An 18364-nucleotide genomic window follows, 5' to 3' on the forward strand; every position below is an offset into this window, starting at 1 on the left:
TTAACTTAAATTACTATTCATGAAGTACTTAAAAATGTTTCTTTTAGTAGCTGTTATAACAATAGCGCCTTCAGTTCTCGGACAAAAAAAAATAGCAGTTATTGCTTATTATACTGGTGATGATAAGAAAATTGATGAATTTGAGATTAATAAACTCACCCACATTATTTATAGTTTTTGTCATTTAAAAGACGGTAAGCTAAGCGTAGATAATGCGCAGGACTCACTTTCAATAAAACACTTGGTTTCTCTTAAAATCAAATATCCAAAACTTAAAATCATGCTTTCTTTAGGCGGTTGGGGCGGATGCGCTCCTTGTTCTGAAGCCTTTTCAACATCAGAAGGACGTTTACTTTTCGCAGAATCAGTAAAAAAAGTTAATGATTATTTTAGAACCGATGGGATTGATTTGGATTGGGAATATCCAACTATCGAAGGGCATCCGGGACATTTATATCAAGCGGCCGACAAGAAAAACTTTACAGACTTAATTGTAATGCTACGAAAAACATTAGGGAAGAACAATGAACTTAGTTTTGCTGCAGGAGGATTTCAAAAATTTTTAGACGATGCTGTAGAATGGAAAAAAATAATGCCTTTAGTTGATCGTGTTAATATTATGAGTTACGATTTAGTTAATGGCTATTCAAAAGTTACAGGACATCATGCTCCATTATTTAGTACTAACTCCGCTGAAGAATCAGCAGATCGTGCCGTGCAATATTTAGTTAATATCGGGATACCTTCTGAAAAACTAGTTATTGGAGGGGCTTTTTACACAAGAGTTTGGAAAAACGTGGCAAATAGTAATAATGGCCTATATCAATCTGGAGTTCATACAACAGGCATAACCTTTAAAAATTACACAACTACTTATACAAAAGAGAAAGGTTGGAAGTACTTCTGGGATGATAAAGCGAAAGCGGGACATTGGTACAATGAAACGGAACAATTATTTGCTACAGGTGATGATTTAAATTCAATAGCAGAAAAAACACACTATGTTGTCAAGAACAAGTTAGGAGGAATTATGTTTTGGGAGCTGGTTCAAGACACTCCTAGAAATGGATTGTTAGCTAAAATTCACCAAATTAAAACAGCAAAATAAAATTGGTTTTTTAATTTAAAACTAAAGCAAGCTATTTAAAGAGCGCTGTTTCTAGATAGCCGTTTTTCTAAACCAAAAAATCAGTATTTTTTTCGTACTTTTGCAAAAATTTTTATAAAAAGATATTCATGTTAACAGTTAATAATTTATCAGTTCAGTTTGGCAAAAGGATTTTGTTTGACGAAGTAAATACGACCTTCACCCACGGCAATATATATGGAGTGATTGGCGCTAACGGTGCTGGAAAATCAACTTTTCTTAAAATGATTGCAGGTGAAATGGATCCTACTTCAGGACATATTCACTTAGAACCTGGAAAACGTATGTCGGTTTTAAACCAAAACCACAATATGTTTGACGACAGTACTGTTCTTGAAACCGTAATGATGGGAAATAAAACCTTGTACGCAATCAAAAAAGAAATGGATGCCTTGTATCTTGACTATAATGACTCTAATGCGGATAGAATAGGGGAGTTGCAAGTGCAATTTGAAGAAATGAATGGCTGGAATGCTGATTCTGATGCTGCATCTATGTTATCAAACCTTGGAATTAATGAGGAGCATCATTATACTTTAATGGGTGATTTAGAAGGAAAAATAAAAGTACGTGTACTTTTGGCGCAAGCCTTATTTGGAAATCCTGATTTGCTAATTATGGATGAGCCTACCAATGACCTGGATTTCGAAACTATTGCTTGGTTAGAAAATTTCCTAGCAAATTATGAAAATACTGTAATTGTTGTTTCACACGACAGACACTTCTTAGATTCAGTTTGTACACATATTTCCGATATAGATTTTAGTAAAATAAACCACTACTCAGGAAACTACACATTCTGGTATGAGTCAAGTCAGTTGGCGGCAAAACAACGCGCACAACAAAACAAGAAAGCCGAAGAAAAGAAACAAGAATTAGAAGAATTTATTCGTCGTTTTAGCGCGAATGTAGCCAAATCAAAACAAGCTACTTCTCGTAAAAAAATGATTAGTAAGTTGAATATATCTGAGATAAAACCATCAAGTCGTCGTTATCCTGCTATTATTTTTGACCAAGAGCGTGAAGCAGGAGATCAAATTTTGAATGTGCAAAATTTGAGTGCTTCTATTGAAGGAGATGTTTTATTTAAAGGTGTTGACTTGAACATGGCAAAAGGAGATAAGATCGTACTTTTCTCTAAGGATTCACGTGCTACCACGGCTTTTTACGAAATTTTGAACGGAAATCAAAAAGCGGATTCTGGAACTTTTGATTGGGGAGTTACGACTAATCAAGCCTATTTACCAGTTGAAAATCATTCTTTTTTTGAGAGTGATTATACACTTGTTGATTGGTTACGCCAATGGGTAAAAACGGAAGAAGAACGCGATGAGGTAAACATTCGTAGTTTCCTTGGGAAAATGATTTTTTCAGGTGAAGAAGCTTTAAAAACCTGTAGAGTGTTATCTGGAGGAGAAAAAGTACGTTGCATGTTGTCTCGAATGATGATGGAACGTGCTAATGTATTAATGCTTGATGAGCCTACAAATCACTTGGATTTAGAGTCTATTACCGCTTTTAATAATTCATTGAAAAACTATAAAGGATCTGTGATTTTTACTACTCATGATCATGAATTTTCTCAAACTGTTGCAAACAGAGTTATCGAATTAACTCCTAATGGTGCTATTGATAGATATATGACCTTTGATGATTATCTGGATGATGAAAAAGTTCAAGAATTAAGAGTTAAAATGTATACTGTATAAAAGCTACTTTATAATTAGTCAAAAAAAAATCTCCTGAATTTCAGGAGATTTTTTTGTATAAAACCGTTTGTTTTTATTTGATAACAATGGTTTAGTAAGTAGTAAACATCGTATAATTTCGTATTTTAAAATTAGTTAAAAACGACACAACAGGTTGGTTTTAAGGGATTATTCGCAATGTTTCTTCTTTCGACTTTATGACTTTCGACTTGCTTATATTGTAAATTTTATTAAAAAGGATATCCAATAGCCAAGTTAAAAATTAGATTTTCTTTGCGCCAGGAACCGCTTCCAAAATCTACTTTATCTAAAACCCATCTATTCCCCTCAGATAAATACGGTTTACGTATGGGAAAGGCAAAATCAGTGCGGAGAATTAAAAATGAAAAATCGAAACGCAATCCCGCACCAGCTCCAATAGCTAATTCGCTCATGAATTTTTTTGAAAATTTAGCTCCTGGTTTCTCAGGATCTTCATTTAGTAACCAGATGTTTCCAGCATCTAAAAACAGCGCACCTTTTACTAATCCATAAATTTTAGCTCGGTATTCTGTATTGAACTCTAATTTTATATCTCCTGATTGATCTGGTAGAAAAGTACTTGTATTTGTTGCGGCACCATCAAATGTTCCAGGTCCAACAGAACGCGCTCTAAAAGCCCTTAAACTATTAGTTCCACCAATAAAGAATTGTTTTATAAATGGCATTTCACGTGAATTTCCGAACGCGTATCCGGCTCCCACAATTAATCTGCTCGCTAATTGAGAATCACGTCCTAATTTGTAGTAATGTCTAAAGTCATTTTCTATTTTTATAAACTGACTAAAAGGTACTTTAAATATATTTATGGTATCTCCTTTTTTAATATTTGCTCCAGTAACTAAACCAGCAATATTTCCAGCTAAATCAACAGTACCTTTATAATAGAATGTGTTTTTTTTTCTCTTTTGTGCAGTGTTAGTGTAGGTGTAAGAATATGTTGGTCCAAAAATTAATTGTTTCTCAATAACTTTCCCTAAAGATTCGTTTATTAAAATTTGATCTTTATAAAGCTGTGTAACATTCTGAGGACTGGCAAAAGTGATTTCAGTAACATTCAGCAAATGCTCTTTCCTCTCGTTTTCTTTCCACAAATATCCAAACGATCCTTTAAAAGTTTGTAAAGAGTACAATTTGGTTCTGTTTTGATATTCGTACCCTAAAGTAAATTTAGTTTTTGGTACAAAGCCAGTAGCGGAATGTAACTTGAATGGTGCTACCAATCGTGGCCAAATTAAATTCGCCTCACCTCCAAAACGATACACATTAAAACCATTATTCTGACCAGCAACTTGGACTTCAACACCAGCAAAAGTAGAAATAGTTAACAACTCAGCACCTCCAATCGCATTGCGATTGCTCCAGTTCAGGTTAAGTTCAGTTCCGGTATAATTAGCAGAGTTCGTTTTTGCTAATAATTCTAATCGTAAAGATTTTTTGGGCAACGGGGTCAAAAAATAAATAGCATCTAAGTAGTTACCGGTAGTATCAGAAACCATAAATTGGTTTTTTACAAATTTGAAAGTTCCTAAATTTACTAGTCTATTTAAGGTTAAATTATGGTCAGTGCGATTGTAAAAATCATTTTTATTAAAATTTAAAGCCCTCTCAAAAACATACGGTTTAAACATATTTGTTGAATCGACTATAGTTAAATCCTTGTACTTTTTTATTGATTTACTATTGTCTTTTAAACTATCAATACCTATCGAATAATTTGGATAAACAACAATTTTATTTATTTTATAAGGTGTTTCAGCTAGTTCTGGAGTTTGATCCTTTACTTTTACAATTAGATCCACTTTGTGATCAGCAACAGTACTATCGACTTGTACGATAATATAATCTGGATTAAAGTAGTAATATCCTTTTTCCTTCAATCTTCCGTCAATTCGAATTCTTTCCTGCTTGATTATTTCTAAATTGTATGGCTGATCTTTCTTAAGTAAACTTCGACGACCTGTATTGCGTATTGCTTTTCCTATTACCGATGAATCAGTGGGGAATTTCACATCTTTAATTGTATACCGTTTAGCAGGCTTTACAAGATATTCTGCACTTGCTTTTTTACCCCTTCTTGTAGAGTCAGCAGAAGTTCTCGCATTAAAGTAGCCACTATTTTCTGTGAAATTTTGTAACACACTTTTATTATATTCTAAATCTACTTTGCTGAAATAAACAGGCGCTTCACCCACTTTGTTTTTTAGCCAATGGCGAAAGCCTTTATCTTTTTTAGGAGTTCCAGCAATATTATAAATGTATAATTTAGGTCGCAATCCTAAAATAGTAGCATTAGGTTTTGGTCTTACCAATTCTTTTAACTGGTTTTTAAGTTCTTTCTTCTGCTTACTTGTGGCTTCTTTTCCTTCTACTTTTATGCTTGCACCAGTGTACAACAATTCGCCTTCAGGTAAAAAACGCGTGTTGCTGCAGGATGAAATAAGTACTCCTAAAAAAAGACAATATAACAAACTACTCTTACTCATCTATTTTCTTTTTTGATTCTTGTTTTGTTTTTTTAAGGGCCTTTTTAGATTGGCTAGACGCAATTAACTCTCTGAATTTGTTGTAATCTAAAGTCATTATAAAAGCCACTCCAGTTTCTACAACTTCGCCTTGTAGTGCCACTTGGTATTTATTGACACGATAGGCTCGTAATTTATATCTTCCATCTTTTGACAATTGATAATCAATACTAACATCACCTGCTATATTATTAGCATTTTGATTGGTTTGTTGCGGTCCTTCGATTCCAAAACTACTTCCTACAGTTACTTTCAAACGGTCATTTAGTAATTTTTTAGAGATTCCAATATTCAAATCTGTTTTGTTCTGTCTTTGTCCCGTTGTATAATCGTCAGAGCTATTCAAATCAAAATTGAGTTCTACACCATCAATTAAATCTGCGGCTAAATTATTTAGTTGTTGCGATAAAATTTTACTTACACTTTCCCTTGCTAGTGACGAAACATTAGCTCCACCAGATTCACTTGCAAACGGATTTTCTCCAATAAAGCGATTTAGTAAAAGCAGAGCAAAAACCTGCTTATTCAATTCATCCGTTTGTAGACGTATTTGATTTAGTTTTGCTTTAGTGGTATTGATAATTTCTGTCGATACGCTATTATTTCCCTCGGGCAAAATAATGTCAAATGAAATATCAGGCTTCATCAATTCGCCTGTAATTTTTAAAGCAGTTTCGAAAGGGATTTTCTGTTTGTACGTATTTCTAGTTTCCGCGCTAACAGATCCTAATTGGTCGTTTACTAAGTCAATAGGAGCGGCTTCTGTTTTATAAAGAGCGGTAATATTCACATCAGCACTTGTTGGTTCACCAGTCCAAAGTATATAACTTCCTTTTTTGATATCAAATTTTCTTTTGATAGTATTGAAGCTCATTTCATAACTTCCTTCGGATAATTCATATCGCCCGGTTAATGTTGTTTTACCCGATGGGTCAATACCACCATTCAGCTGAGCTTCCCCTTTTAATTTAATAAAATCTCCATTGGCTTTATCAATTACCAAGGACAATTCAGCGTCTTTATCTATTTCGATATTTACTGAAGCGTTTACGCCTCTTATGTCCATTTCGCTATTCAATTTTTCTAGTGTAACGGTTTCTATAATCTGCGGTTTGTCTTGATCAATAAACTCTATAATTCCTTCTCTGTCGGCTATAGATGGATCAGATTGAGGCAGTACTATAGTAAATTTAGTGTCTTTATTGATTTTGATATTTCCCTCTACAAATGGGTTACCAAGTGTTCCTGTTACTTTCAAATGATTGTCCATAAATAATTCGCCATAGTACAAATCATTGTCTTTTTCTTTTGAATTTACGGCTTGGAAATTCTCCGCATCAACAGTTAAATTGAATCCAAAATTGCTAAAATTAGTACTGTTTATTTTACCATTTATCGCTAAGTCATTGTCGTTTTGGTCTTTGATAGTGAAATTGTTGAAGATAATTGCATCATTTGAAAATACAATTTTATCATTTATAGATTTGAATTTAGCGTTAAGTTGAGTTGCTTTAAATCCAGCATCATTAAATTTCAATTCGCCAATTATTTTTGGTTGCGAAGTGTTTCCTGTAATTTCGAAATTACCATTAAGAAAACCAGTGCTTTCTGTGAGGTTACCCAATGTGAAGCCTTGAATACTTTTTAAATTAAGCTTCTCAATATCTAAATTAAGGTTGAAACTACTTAATTCTGCTCTGTAAAATCCTTCTAGATTAACTTGATTTCCTTGTCCTGTTATTGCTATTTTAGCATCATATTGATTTGGAATTGTATTATTAACAGTAATACTGATGTTACCAACCGTATCTTTTTTAAACGCAAAATCAGTAATATTTAAATCTGAAGTAAAAAGTGGTTTAGTATTTAAATCCTTCACCTTTGCATTCCCATTAATTTTACCACTCAATTGTAAATCACTTTTCTCTACAAAACTAGTTAAAGTATTGATGTCAAAATCCTTAAAGTCGATTGCAATTGGCGCATTTACAGCTTTGGATTCTGATTGAACGATGATATGACTTCCTGCTTTACTTAAATCAAAATCACCTACATAAATTCCTTTGTTACCAATGCTGATTACATTTTCAGGTGCTATTTTCCAAGATTCATAATTCAGTAATAAATTACTAGGTTCTAGACTTACCTCATTATTTCCATCTATACTTTTTAAAGTCCCAGCGATTAAGAATCGTTCTTTTTCTTTTACATCTTTTAACTGTAACGTATAATCAAGAATATTTTCCTTTACTTTTCCTGCAAGACTAGTATAAGGTAGCTGAATTTGTTTGTTTTGAATGTCATCAATAATTAAACTGTAAACTATAGCGTTATCTTTAGTATTAACATCCAAAATTGCATTTGTAATCGTGTTTTCGCCGTAAATAAGTTTGGGAACTGATCCTTTCAAAACAATAGAATCATTGACAGAATTGTATTTTCCTGTCATGTTAATAGGCTCTAGATTCTGTAAATTAGGAATTAATTTATAGATAATTGGATCGTCTTTTACCGCAATTTTAAAATTGAAATACTGATTTTCTACTGCTACTTTTTTAGCATTAGGATTACTGTCATAATATTTTGCAATTGAGTTTGATAAAGCATTTCCGATTTTAGAAAGTTTGTACTTCCCTTCAATATCTGCAACTAGAAAAGGCGAATTTATAGACAGTGTATTAGCTAGCGCAGTAGATTTTGCTACAATACTTATAGAATCTATTGCAAATTCATTTTTTTCATTAATCACATTGATACTGTGTGCATGCACGGTTCCGTTTAAGTAATCTAAATTTGCAGATATAATGTCAGCATCAACAACTCCTCTTATTTTTAAAGGTCCAGCATGCAGATTTAGTTTTTCTAAATCAGCTATATCTACGTTTAGTCTTATTTTTCCAGTAGGATATTTATCTTTAAAACTTCCACTACTGACTAAATCAAACGATAAATTAGGATCATTTGCGGTCGCATTTGCTTTAAAGTTTCCATTAGCAATTGCACCCTTTAAATTCAAATTTTTATATGTATATTGATTGTAATACGCTTTTAAGATAGTTCCGTTTACTGTAGCTGAGGCTGTTTTTGGGTCAAAACCAGTTCCTTTTACGTTCGCTTTTAAACTTATTTTTCCAATAGAATCATTTTTTATTAATTTACCCAAATCAAAATTAATCAGCTCGGTTTGAGCATCGTATTTCTCGCGTTTTTTTCTACTTTGGTCGAAAAACGCTTTGATTTTTGCATCACCAAAACTGCTTTTCAAATTCAAGTTGGTATTAAAGCTGGCAATTGTTCCTTTAAAAGTACCTTTGACATCAAATTTTGAAGGCAATTTGATGTTATTCGGAACTGTTCCCTTTGGTAAAAAATTAGCAATATCTTTTTCAGTCGATTGTAAATCTTTGATATTTAGGTCAAAATAGGCTTTATTGATGTCTGGTAAACCAACGATAGTTCCGCTGGCAGCTAACTTTGTAGCACCAATTCCGCTAACTTCCAGAGCAGGAAATTCTATATTTTTTAGTTTCCCTTTAACTATTCCGTTTATTAGCAGTACCGCATTTGGATTTGTATTAAATGGGCTTGTATTGTTTAAGGTAGGGACGAACAATAGGATATCTTTAAATCCGAGTTTGCTGTTTTTAAAATTAGCAACAAGACCTAGTTCTCCTGGATTTTTTGCTAAAGATTCAATGGAAGGATAACCAATACGAATCTCATCTCTCAATTCAGTTTGGGGAGTTTTTAGATATAATTTTTTAAAAAATGCATTCTTTTTTCCATAGAAAAATTCAGCTTTAAAGTCTTGAATATTCAATCCACTTTTGTCCTTAACCGATAGTGAATTAGCAATGCCAGATATGTTTTCAGTATTGTAATTCAGTGTGTTTAGTTTTAGATTCAAACCTGTGATGTCTATATGGTTGTAATCTAAACCCTTTGATACCGGTGCAAAATTATTGTTGTCGAAACGGAAATTCACTCGTTTGAACTCAGTAGAGTTTACCTTTACTTGCCAACCGCTAGATTCTACAACATCAATAGCTTCTTCGATTTCTTTTTTTTCTATTTTTCCAATTGCTAAATTACCTTCAACACCAGTCAGATCTAGACTTTCAATAATCGCAAATTGATTGTTGAGATCCATTCTGTCAATTTTAGCAAGTAACTTTTTAATGTAAAAAGCAGTTTGTAATTTTGCCGACTCGCTTTTGAAGTCCACGTCAATTTTTGCCAAATCAATTTCCCCAAGTTTTAATTTTAATATAGGTTCAGGTTCATTTTTTTTAGTTGAAGATTCGTTGCTTTTTGAAGACTCAACTATACCTTGTTTGAATTTGAATTTTAAACCATTGATTTTTGCCTTTGGAATTTCAAAGTTCATATTGGTTAGATCAAATGTTTTAATGTTGGTTTGAAAATTATTTAAGTAGGCGTAAATATTATTTTTAGTAATTAAATCATCATACTTAAATTGAATACGATCTAGTTTAATTTCTTGTACTGAAAATTGCATTGGAGGTGAGTCACTCTTCTGTTTTTCAGGAGAAGCAAAGGCTTTGACTATGTAATCAAAATTAAAAACGGAATTGGAATCTCGATTTAAATGGGCGGTTATTCCTTCCAGCTGAACGGAATTTATTTCGACTTTGTTGTTCATTAATTGAAACAAACTAATATCTAAAGCCAGTTTTTTACCAGCAAAAAGAGTGTCTTTTTTTTGGTCTTCAAAATAAACACCTTCAAGAATTACTTTTTTCGGAAGCCCAATTTCAATACGGTTTATTTTAACCTTCGTTTTAATTTTTCCTTCTAAATAAGTAACTGCTTTATTTTTAGCAAAATTTTGCACAGAAGGAACCTGAAGCGCTATAACAAGAATAAGGAATAATAGAATTATGCTTCCCATTATCCATAGCAAAACTTTCAGACTTTTCTTTAAATATTTTTTCAAATCCGGATTTTTTATGGGTTAAAAATAGCGAATTATAATTAGAATTACAATTTCATTACTAAACTCACTAGTTCGTAAAGATCAAGAAATTGACGTAAAAGTCTTTATAAAATTTAAAGATAAAGTTGTAAAATTTAAGTATCAAATTTGCTAATGTTTTTAGTAAAGTAACTTCTGTAAATTGAGATTTAATAAAAAAACAGTAGTTATCTAGTATAATAAAAGCTTTTTAAGAATCATTAACATTGCATTATATTTTGGTAAAACCTCTCTTTTTTACTTGATGGGCGCTTCTATTCTATTAGGTTGTTTAAAATGGTTCTATAATTTTATTTGAAATTTAAAGATAATTAAATTTCATTGTGATTGGTATTGAAGCAACTAGGTATTTATTGTTTTCATATAAATGAAAATAATAAAAAACACGGTCAAGGTTAGTATAAAAAAAACTACAACTTTTTAGGCTGTAGTTTTCAGTATAACATAGAAAAAAGGGAATTAGATTGTGGTTTGCTTCTTCATACTTCCTGTTTCTATAAATCGTAAGTTAAGTTTAAATGCTTCTTCGAGAAGGTGAGGAGTATGACCTCCACGCAGACAAGCACGGTTAAAATAATCAAATAATTCCGCTTTATATTCTGGATGCACACAATTTTCAATGATGACTTGAGCTCGTTCTCTTGGAGCAAGTCCTCTTAAATCAGCGACTCCTTGTTCCGTTATCAAAATGTCGACATTGTGTTCGGTATGATCTACATGAGAAACCATGGGCAAAACGTGAGAAATAATATTACCTTCTTTTGAAGACGATTGAGTGACAAATATGCTCAAATAGCCATTTCTGGCAAAATCTCCCGAACCGCCAATTCCGTTCATCATTTTAGTTCCGGAAATATGTGTGGAATTTACATTGCCATAAATGTCAAATTCAATGGCTGTATTAATTGTAATGACGCCTAGTCTTCGGATTACTTCTGCCGAATTGCTGATTGCTTGCGGTCTAAGAACTATCTTGTCTTTATAAAAAGCGAAATTTTGAAGAGTTTTTTTATAACAATTTTCAGAAACCGTGATCGAAGAGGCTGAAGCAAAACTCATTTTTCCGCTGTCAATGAGTTCAAAAGTGCTGTCTTGCAATACTTCTGAATACATGACTAAATTTTCAAAATTACTTTTGGCAAATCCTGACATAACTGCATTAGCGACTTTCCCAATTCCGGCTTGCAATGGCATTAGTGAATTGGTTAAACGACCTTCTTTAATCTCATTTTCAAAAAATAACAACAAATGATTGGCAATAGCAGCCGTTTTTGGATCGATTTCGGTTGGTTTTGCAGGGCTATCCAGAATTTCTGTAAAAACGATTCCAACCACTTTTTTAGGATCAATACTAATATAATCTTGGCCAATTCGACTATCTGTTGCAGTGATGTTTAAAATCTCTCTATTCGGATACGATTTAGAGGTGTAAACATCATGAATTCCTTTAAACTCCAAAGGGATGGAAGTATTTATTTCGATGATTATTTTATCTGCTAAATGCGCAAAAGTGGCGGAGTTTCCCACAGAAGTTGTAGGTATAACATTTCCGTTTTCATCAATGTAAGTGGCTTCAATTACTGCAATGTCAATTTTAGGAAGATGTTTATTTTCTAATAATTCAGCAGTTTCACTTAGATGTTGATCGATATACAATATCGTACCGTCATTTATTTTTTTTCTCAAACTAGCATCTGATTGAAAAGGCATTCTTTTATATAAAGCATTATTATTAGCTAAATCTGTATCTGTAGTTTGCCCTAAAGAAGCGCCTGTAATCAATGTTATTGCGATCGTTTCCGTTTTAGCCCTTTCGGCAAAAGCAGGTAAAACGGCTTTACTATCGCCTGCTTTTGTAAATCCGCTGGTTCCAATAGTCATTTTGTCTTTGAAAAAAAGAGCGGCTTGTTGCGCAGAAATAACTTTGTCTTTGTAACTTTGAAATCTGATTCTGTCCAATTGCATAATTTGTTTTTATTTTGAAATAAAACACCTAAAAAATGATGTTTCCTTAATGAATGAATTGATTTTTTTGAATATAATTTGTAGGTCTACAATTTTAGCAAAAAATGAAATTGGATAAATATTGTAAGAAGCCATAAAGATATTCATTTCAGCCAGCATGGAAGAGCCTACGATTTTAGCAGAGAAATATTATACGAGAGAGGTTGATACTGATAAAAAAAGTATTTATTGCCATCATGATTTAATGGGAGAATTGAGGATTCCAAGTCATAAACATGAAAAAGGCCAAATGCTGTATGCAGAGGGCGGAATCGTGTATGTTACCACGGAGGCTAAAACTTATTTTCTTCCGGCACGACATTTTATTTGGATTCCTGCTGGAATTGCACATAGCATTCAACCCAATTTTCAAAGCGTAATGATGCGTAATTTGTATTTTCCGGTAGAAATGAATGAAGATTCCTTTTATGGAACCGAAGGGATTTACCCCATCAATGATTTATTGTTGCAAATGATGCTTTTCACCAATCGATGGAATGGAAATCTGAAAAAGGGAAGTCGTAATTATAGTATTGCCCTTGCGATTAAAGCTATTTTACCAGAAATCTGCTTGACAAATTTGCCTTTATCGCTGCCTTCTCCAAAGGATATTCGGTTGATTAAGATTATTTATTATTTAGACAAAAACTTAGGAGACACAATACTTTTTTCGGATTTAGCAGATCGATTTGGTTTTAGCGAACGCTCTTTATACCGTTTGTTTCAAAAAGACTTGGGAATGTCTTTTATTCAATATTTCACAATTCGAAGAATTTTAAAAGCCATTGAATTATTGCTTGAAAAAAAACTTTCGGTAAATGAAGTGGCTCAAGCAGTTGGTTATAATAGCGTACCAACATTTAGTAATACCTTTTTCAAAACTTTAGGACAACGACCTTCGGATTATTTAAACGGTGTGGAGATTCTAAAAAAGAATAGTTATATATGAGTTATCAGTAAAAAGGATGTCGTTTTTTGAAACCTATAAGAGATGTAAGTTTTTTAATGAGGGTAAATTCTATTTATAAGAATGACAATATTCAAATTTCAACAACAATTGTTTAATCCAAATAAACTATTTTTAATAATTGAATTTCGCAATACAATAGTCTTTTATTTTGTCCGAAATGAATAAATATATGACTTTTGTTAATTTTACCACATGAAATAGAGTCGATACCTTTGCGGTAAATACTTTTATATTATGTTTCTCATAAACTGGGTTTTTTCAAACCAATCGAGAATTAATTTTCTGCGAGTTCTATTATCAGCTTTCCTTTTTTTTCAAGTTTCCATAGGATTACATGCGCAGGAACCAAAAGGCCTTACTTTGAATGAAGCAATCCAAGTTGCAAAAGAGAATAATAGGACAATCCAAAAATCCCATATTTTAAAGAAAATTTCCGAAGTCGGAATTCAAGAGGCCAAAAATCTTCGTTTACCGGAAATTGGTTTTAATGCGATGTATTCTAGATTGTCAGATGTTACCTTATGGGAAGGTGGTGGATTTACCAAGCAAATAGTGGTCGCTCCAGAACCTGGTAATACTATCTATGATGCGGTTACTCAATTTGATTTGCCACTTTATGAAGGAAGTAAGATCAAAAATGAAATTAAAAAATCAAAACAAGAAAATGAAATTGCTGAAATAAAAGTGGAGAAAACGCAGAACGATGTTCAATTAGAGGTTACAGCTACTTTTTTGGGAATTTACAAGATGATGGAACTCCAAAAAATAATCGAAGAAAGCATTAAAGAAGAACAAGAACGATTAAATGAAGTGAAAGCATTTAAAAGCCATGGAATCGTTACCAAAAATGAAGTCCTTCGTGCCGAATTACAACTTTCTGACCGTGACTTAAGTTCTTTAACCAATAAAAAAAATATCAGGATTGCACTTCAGGATTTAAAGACACTATTGCAGTTGCCGGAAGACGATGATATTGCGATTAATACAGCTGGCTTGATTGAAATGACACCTGATTTGAAACAGTATGATTTTTATTTTAAGGAAACGATGCAAAACGAAGAAATGCGTATTGCAAGCAGAGAAATTGATGTCAAAAAAACGGAGTTGAAGATGGTAAAGGCAAATGCTTTACCCAAACTAGCCTTGTTTGGAAATTATAATTTAAGGTATCCGATGTATTTGACTTTTAGTCTAGATATGCCTTTTATGTACACTATAGGGCAGGTGGGGATTGAGGCTTCTTATGATATTTCAAATTTGTATAAAAATAAAGCCAAAGTTCAGCTTGCTAATTTGAAAGTACAATTGCAGAAAAATGAATCTGAAATGGTGAAAAATGAGATGGCAGATAAAGTATTTCGTAATTATACACAGTATCAGGAAATCCTAGATAAACTGAAAGTTACTGATAAAGCTTTGGTTTTAGCCCAAGAGAATTATCGTATTGTCAAAGCAAAATACCTCAATCAGTTGGTTCTAATCACCGAAATGGTCGATGCCGATAATGCGTTGCTTCAAGCAAAATTCAACAAAATTTCTACCAAAATTGATGGTGCTATGAAACAATATGAATTGCTTCATACCGCCGGAATACTTAATAAATAACAATCAAAGTTTTCAATAATTTTAGTTTCATTTCTATATGATAATAGCAGAAAATAAATCAAGAGCCCATAAATCGTTTAGCAAATTAATCACTGTTGTTGCCAGTATTCTGGTTTTCAGCGGAATTATTTTGGGTATTTGGTTCTATATTTTTAATAAGAACCATGAAGAAACTAATGACGCACAAGTTGATCAATATGTTACGCCTATTATGGCAAGAATAACGGGATATGTTCAGGAAGTACGTTATAATGAAAATCAGTTTGTTCATAAAGGAGATACTTTGATTGTGATGGATAACAAGGAACATACATCGCATTTGAATGTGGCTTTGGCCGATGTTGAAAATGCAAAAAGTAATTTCACAACAGTAGAAAAAAATGTGGCTACAACTGCTAATACGACTTCGGTTAGACAATCTCAATTGGCGGCTGCCAAAACTCAAGTCTGGAAAACAAAATTAGAATACAACCGCTACCAATCTTTGTTAAAAGAAGATGCCGCAACAGAACAGCAACTTGAAAAGGTAAAAGCGGATTATGAACTGGCCAAAGCACATTATGGCGAAATAGCAAACACCATTCAGTCGGCGGTATTAAATACTTCAGAAGCTTCTGCTAAAATACCAACTGCTCAAACGGTAATTCAGTCCAAACAAGCCGTTGCTGATAACGCTAGTTTGTTTCTATCTTTTACGGTAATCACCGCTCCTTATGATGGTTGGGTGGGAAAAAAGATAATTCAGCCGGGACAAATGATAAAGGAAGGACAAACTTTGGTTTCTATTGTCAGCAAGGAAAAATGGATTACGGCTAATTTTAAGGAAACGCAACTGCAGTATTTGTCTGTTGGACAAGAAGTTGAGATGAGAGCTGACGCTGTTGATGGAAGAAAATTTATCGGAATCATCGAATCTTTATCACCAGCAAGTGGGGCGCGTTTCTCGCTATTGCCGCCAGATAATGCAACGGGTAACTTTATTAAAATCGAACAAAGGATTCCTGTTAGAATAAAATTGAAAGAAAATGATCAACAAACTGATTTTCTTAGAGCGGGCATGAATATGGTGGTTGTGGCTGAACATAAATAAGCAGATGTCAAATACACAGGTCTTTAAATCTTGGGTTCCCAATTGGGCTATAATCGCTATTATATTTTTCTGTCTGTTGCATTCGATGGTTTTGTTGGGCGTTTACACTTCCAATGTGACGTATGCTGCCAGTTTTTTGGATGTGGAGCCAGAAGATTTACAGTTTTCAATGATTGTTACGTATGCTACTTTTTTGACAACTATATTGGTCGAAAGTAGATTGTTTAAGTTTTTTCCAACCAAAAAATATTTTCTGACAATATATAGTCTTTCTGCGCTAACATTCATCTTAACAGCTTACATCGAAAATTTTTCGATATTTATTATTCTTAGAATGGCTGAAGGCGTATTAATGGCATTGCCTTGTGTTCCTTTACGACAATTTCTGATTTCAAGATTCAAGTCAAAACACGCATTAATTATTGGTTTTACCCTTAATTATAGTGCTTTATTTTTGGCAACACCTTTTATAATGAATATTGCAGTTTGGCTTCTTGAAAATTACGATTGGAAATACATGACGTATGGTTCTGCATTTTTCCAAATCGTATGTGTGGGTTTAGTTATGCTTACTTTTAAAAGTCATCGTTTTCATAGAAAAATACCATTGTATCAGGTGGACTGGTCAAGTTTTATTTTTTTGATTACCTCACTTTTGTCAGGAGCTTATTTCTTTGTTTATGGCGAAAAAAAGTATTGGTTTGATTCCCAACAAATTGTAATAGCGCTTGTAGTTTCATTACTAACAGGCGGACTTTTTATCTTGAGACAAATGCTCGTCAAACGACCTACTTTTGACATGAGAGTATTTCGCTATGCCAATTTACGAACAGGATTATTTATATCGGTTTTCTTTTATATTGCGAGATCGACTTTAAATATTTGTCATAGTACGATGTTTACCGTTTGGAATTGGGAACCTTCTAGAGTGGCAAATGTGCAATATTTGAATTTGGTAGGTAATGTTGTAGGGATGATTTTGGCAGGAATATTTTTGGCTAAATCAGTTTCTTCAAAGTATATGTTTATTATTGGATTTTCTCTTTTTGCAGTGTTTCACTTATGGTTTACTTTCCTTTTTGTGCCTGATGTTTCATTGTATGATATTGCTATTCCGTATATGTTGCAAGGAGTTGCAGTTGGAATCATATTTGTGCCATTAGTGTTGTTTACAGTATCTGCTGTACCTACTCATTATGGGCCATTTGCAGGAGTTGTTGGAGTTGCAGGACGTTTTTGGGGGAGCATAATAGGTTTTGCTATTATTCAAAATGCGGGAGTATTTTTACAAAGAAACCATTATTTAAAGTTGAGTCAATTTGTTCTACCGGAGAGTCCCGAAACTCAAACGCGTGTAGTGCAAATCACCCAAAGTTTTATTGCCAAAGGATATGCTGACGATAACGCTAATAAATTAGCCATTAAGCAAATTGTGAGTTCCGTATCCAAACAATCGATTTTATTGTCCAACATGGAAATTTTTACGTTTATGGGTTACGCTATGCTTATTATTGTTGTTTTATTGTTGGTCAATCAGCATTTGAAACAAACATTTGATATTTTTAGAAATAGGATTTGGGGAAACTAGAACAGCAATTAGTAATCTTAATGCTACTATTTTGATTTTCAAAAGAACATGTTCCTGTTGAGATTATGATATGTATTGTAAATAAAAAACTATTCGAAATTTGGAATTATTTAGATTTCAATTTCTAAAATATCCCAAATTTCGAATAGTAAATTACTATTTAAAGTCGAATAAAGTCTTCGCTTTTAGGGAAATGGCTAATCGCCTGTATAGCAATTTCAGGGGTTGGATCTGCTATTTTTCGCAATTTGGTGTCCATCCATGCGCCATCAACTGTTATTACTGCACATAATTTGTTTTCTTCGTTCATGAATTCATGTACAATTGACCAACGGGAAGCGTCCGGTTTCATTTTAGAAATTTTAGTATGTAGTACAATCTTATCAGAAAGTTTAATCTCTTTTCTAAAAATACATTCTTCTCTAAATAATATGGGGCCAAAATGTTGTTGTTGCAAAACTTTCATTGTCAATCCTAGGCTCTCTAAAATCTCTATACGATGTTGTGCGCCAAAATCATAGTAAGCACTATGACGAACATGAAAATTTGGATCTAAGTCAGACCAACGCAAGGATAATTGTTTTGTGAATGATGTCATTATTTTTTTATGTTTTAGTAAAGTATTATGTTGCTTCCCCAAGTAGCTGAATTTGAGAATTTACTATTGTGCTGCCACCTGCTATAAAATTCG

At 33.0% G+C, this 18364-nt stretch carries 10 protein-coding genes; 6 read left to right on the forward strand and 4 right to left on the reverse strand.

What is annotated here, in order from left to right:
• Positions 1 to 19: 19 nt before the first annotated feature.
• The gene (locus LNP27_RS10670) at positions 20 to 1108 is read left to right on the forward strand and encodes a glycoside hydrolase family 18 protein (protein WP_229941591.1); all 1089 of its coding nucleotides are present in this window, start codon (positions 20 to 22) and stop codon (positions 1106 to 1108) included.
• Positions 1109 to 1236: 128 nt separating this feature from the next.
• Positions 1237 to 2856, forward strand: a complete 1620-nt coding sequence (locus tag LNP27_RS10675) for an ABC-F family ATP-binding cassette domain-containing protein (RefSeq protein WP_229941592.1) — start codon at positions 1237 to 1239, stop codon at positions 2854 to 2856.
• Positions 2857 to 3086: 230 nt separating this feature from the next.
• Here the strand turns inward: LNP27_RS10675 and tamL are convergent, their stop codons facing one another.
• The 3 genes from tamL to scpC all read right to left on the reverse strand — a co-directional run bounded on the left by tamL (position 3087) and on the right by scpC (position 12381).
• Positions 3087 to 5381 (reverse strand): translocation and assembly module lipoprotein TamL, encoded by a 2295-nt coding sequence (gene tamL, locus LNP27_RS10680; protein ID WP_229941593.1) that lies wholly within the window; start codon positions 5379 to 5381, stop codon positions 3087 to 3089.
• Entirely contained in the window at positions 5374 to 10377 is a 5004-nt protein-coding gene (locus tag LNP27_RS10685) for a translocation/assembly module TamB domain-containing protein (protein ID WP_229941594.1), read from the reverse strand. Before LNP27_RS10685 ends, tamL begins: the two co-directional genes overlap by 8 nt.
• A gap of 498 nt (positions 10378 to 10875) precedes the next feature.
• Positions 10876 to 12381: a succinyl-CoA:acetate CoA-transferase ScpC gene (gene scpC / locus LNP27_RS10690; RefSeq protein WP_229941595.1), complete on the reverse strand. Its 1506-nt coding sequence runs from the start codon at positions 12379 to 12381 to the stop codon at positions 10876 to 10878.
• A 157-nt stretch (positions 12382 to 12538) separates the two neighbouring features.
• On the opposite strand from scpC, the gene LNP27_RS10695 reads away from it, so the two are divergent.
• The 4 genes from LNP27_RS10695 (at position 12539) to LNP27_RS10710 (ending at position 17673) form a co-directional block, all read left to right on the forward strand.
• Positions 12539 to 13369, forward strand: a complete 831-nt coding sequence (locus LNP27_RS10695) for an AraC family transcriptional regulator (protein ID WP_229941596.1) — start codon at positions 12539 to 12541, stop codon at positions 13367 to 13369.
• Positions 13370 to 13750: 381 nt separating this feature from the next.
• Positions 13751 to 14995, forward strand: a complete 1245-nt coding sequence (locus LNP27_RS10700) for a TolC family protein (protein WP_229941597.1) — start codon at positions 13751 to 13753, stop codon at positions 14993 to 14995.
• Positions 14996 to 15032: 37 nt separating this feature from the next.
• Entirely contained in the window at positions 15033 to 16085 is a 1053-nt protein-coding gene (locus LNP27_RS10705) for an HlyD family secretion protein (protein WP_229941598.1), read from the forward strand.
• A 4-nt stretch (positions 16086 to 16089) separates the two neighbouring features.
• On the forward strand, positions 16090 to 17673 hold the full coding sequence (locus LNP27_RS10710) for an efflux MFS transporter permease (protein WP_229941599.1): 1584 nt from the start codon (positions 16090 to 16092) through the stop codon (positions 17671 to 17673).
• A 160-nt stretch (positions 17674 to 17833) separates the two neighbouring features.
• On the opposite strand, the gene LNP27_RS10715 is transcribed toward LNP27_RS10710, so the two are convergent.
• Positions 17834 to 18271 (reverse strand): acyl-CoA thioesterase, encoded by a 438-nt coding sequence (locus LNP27_RS10715; RefSeq protein WP_229941600.1) that lies wholly within the window; start codon positions 18269 to 18271, stop codon positions 17834 to 17836.
• Positions 18272 to 18364 lie beyond the last annotated feature (93 nt).

It is taken from the genome of Flavobacterium galactosidilyticum (assembly GCF_020911945.1).
Classification (GTDB): Bacteria; Bacteroidota; Bacteroidia; order Flavobacteriales; family Flavobacteriaceae; genus Flavobacterium; species Flavobacterium galactosidilyticum.

What these genes read in the sequence shown, in the direction of transcription:
- tamL (WP_229941593.1), bottom strand. Translation starts at nt 5,381, where the DNA reads ATGAGTAAGAGTAGTTTGTTATATTGTCTTTTTTTAGGAGTACTTATT.
- LNP27_RS10675 (WP_229941592.1), top strand. Translation starts at nt 1,237, where the DNA reads ATGTTAACAGTTAATAATTTATCAGTTCAGTTTGGCAAAAGGATTTTG.
- LNP27_RS10695 (WP_229941596.1), top strand. Translation starts at nt 12,539, where the DNA reads ATGGAAGAGCCTACGATTTTAGCAGAGAAATATTATACGAGAGAGGTT.
- LNP27_RS10710 (WP_229941599.1), top strand. Translation starts at nt 16,090, where the DNA reads ATGTCAAATACACAGGTCTTTAAATCTTGGGTTCCCAATTGGGCTATA.
- LNP27_RS10715 (WP_229941600.1), bottom strand. Translation starts at nt 18,271, where the DNA reads ATGACATCATTCACAAAACAATTATCCTTGCGTTGGTCTGACTTAGAT.
- LNP27_RS10670 (WP_229941591.1), top strand. Translation starts at nt 20, where the DNA reads ATGAAGTACTTAAAAATGTTTCTTTTAGTAGCTGTTATAACAATAGCG.
- scpC (WP_229941595.1), bottom strand. Translation starts at nt 12,381, where the DNA reads ATGCAATTGGACAGAATCAGATTTCAAAGTTACAAAGACAAAGTTATT.
- LNP27_RS10705 (WP_229941598.1), top strand. Translation starts at nt 15,033, where the DNA reads ATGATAATAGCAGAAAATAAATCAAGAGCCCATAAATCGTTTAGCAAA.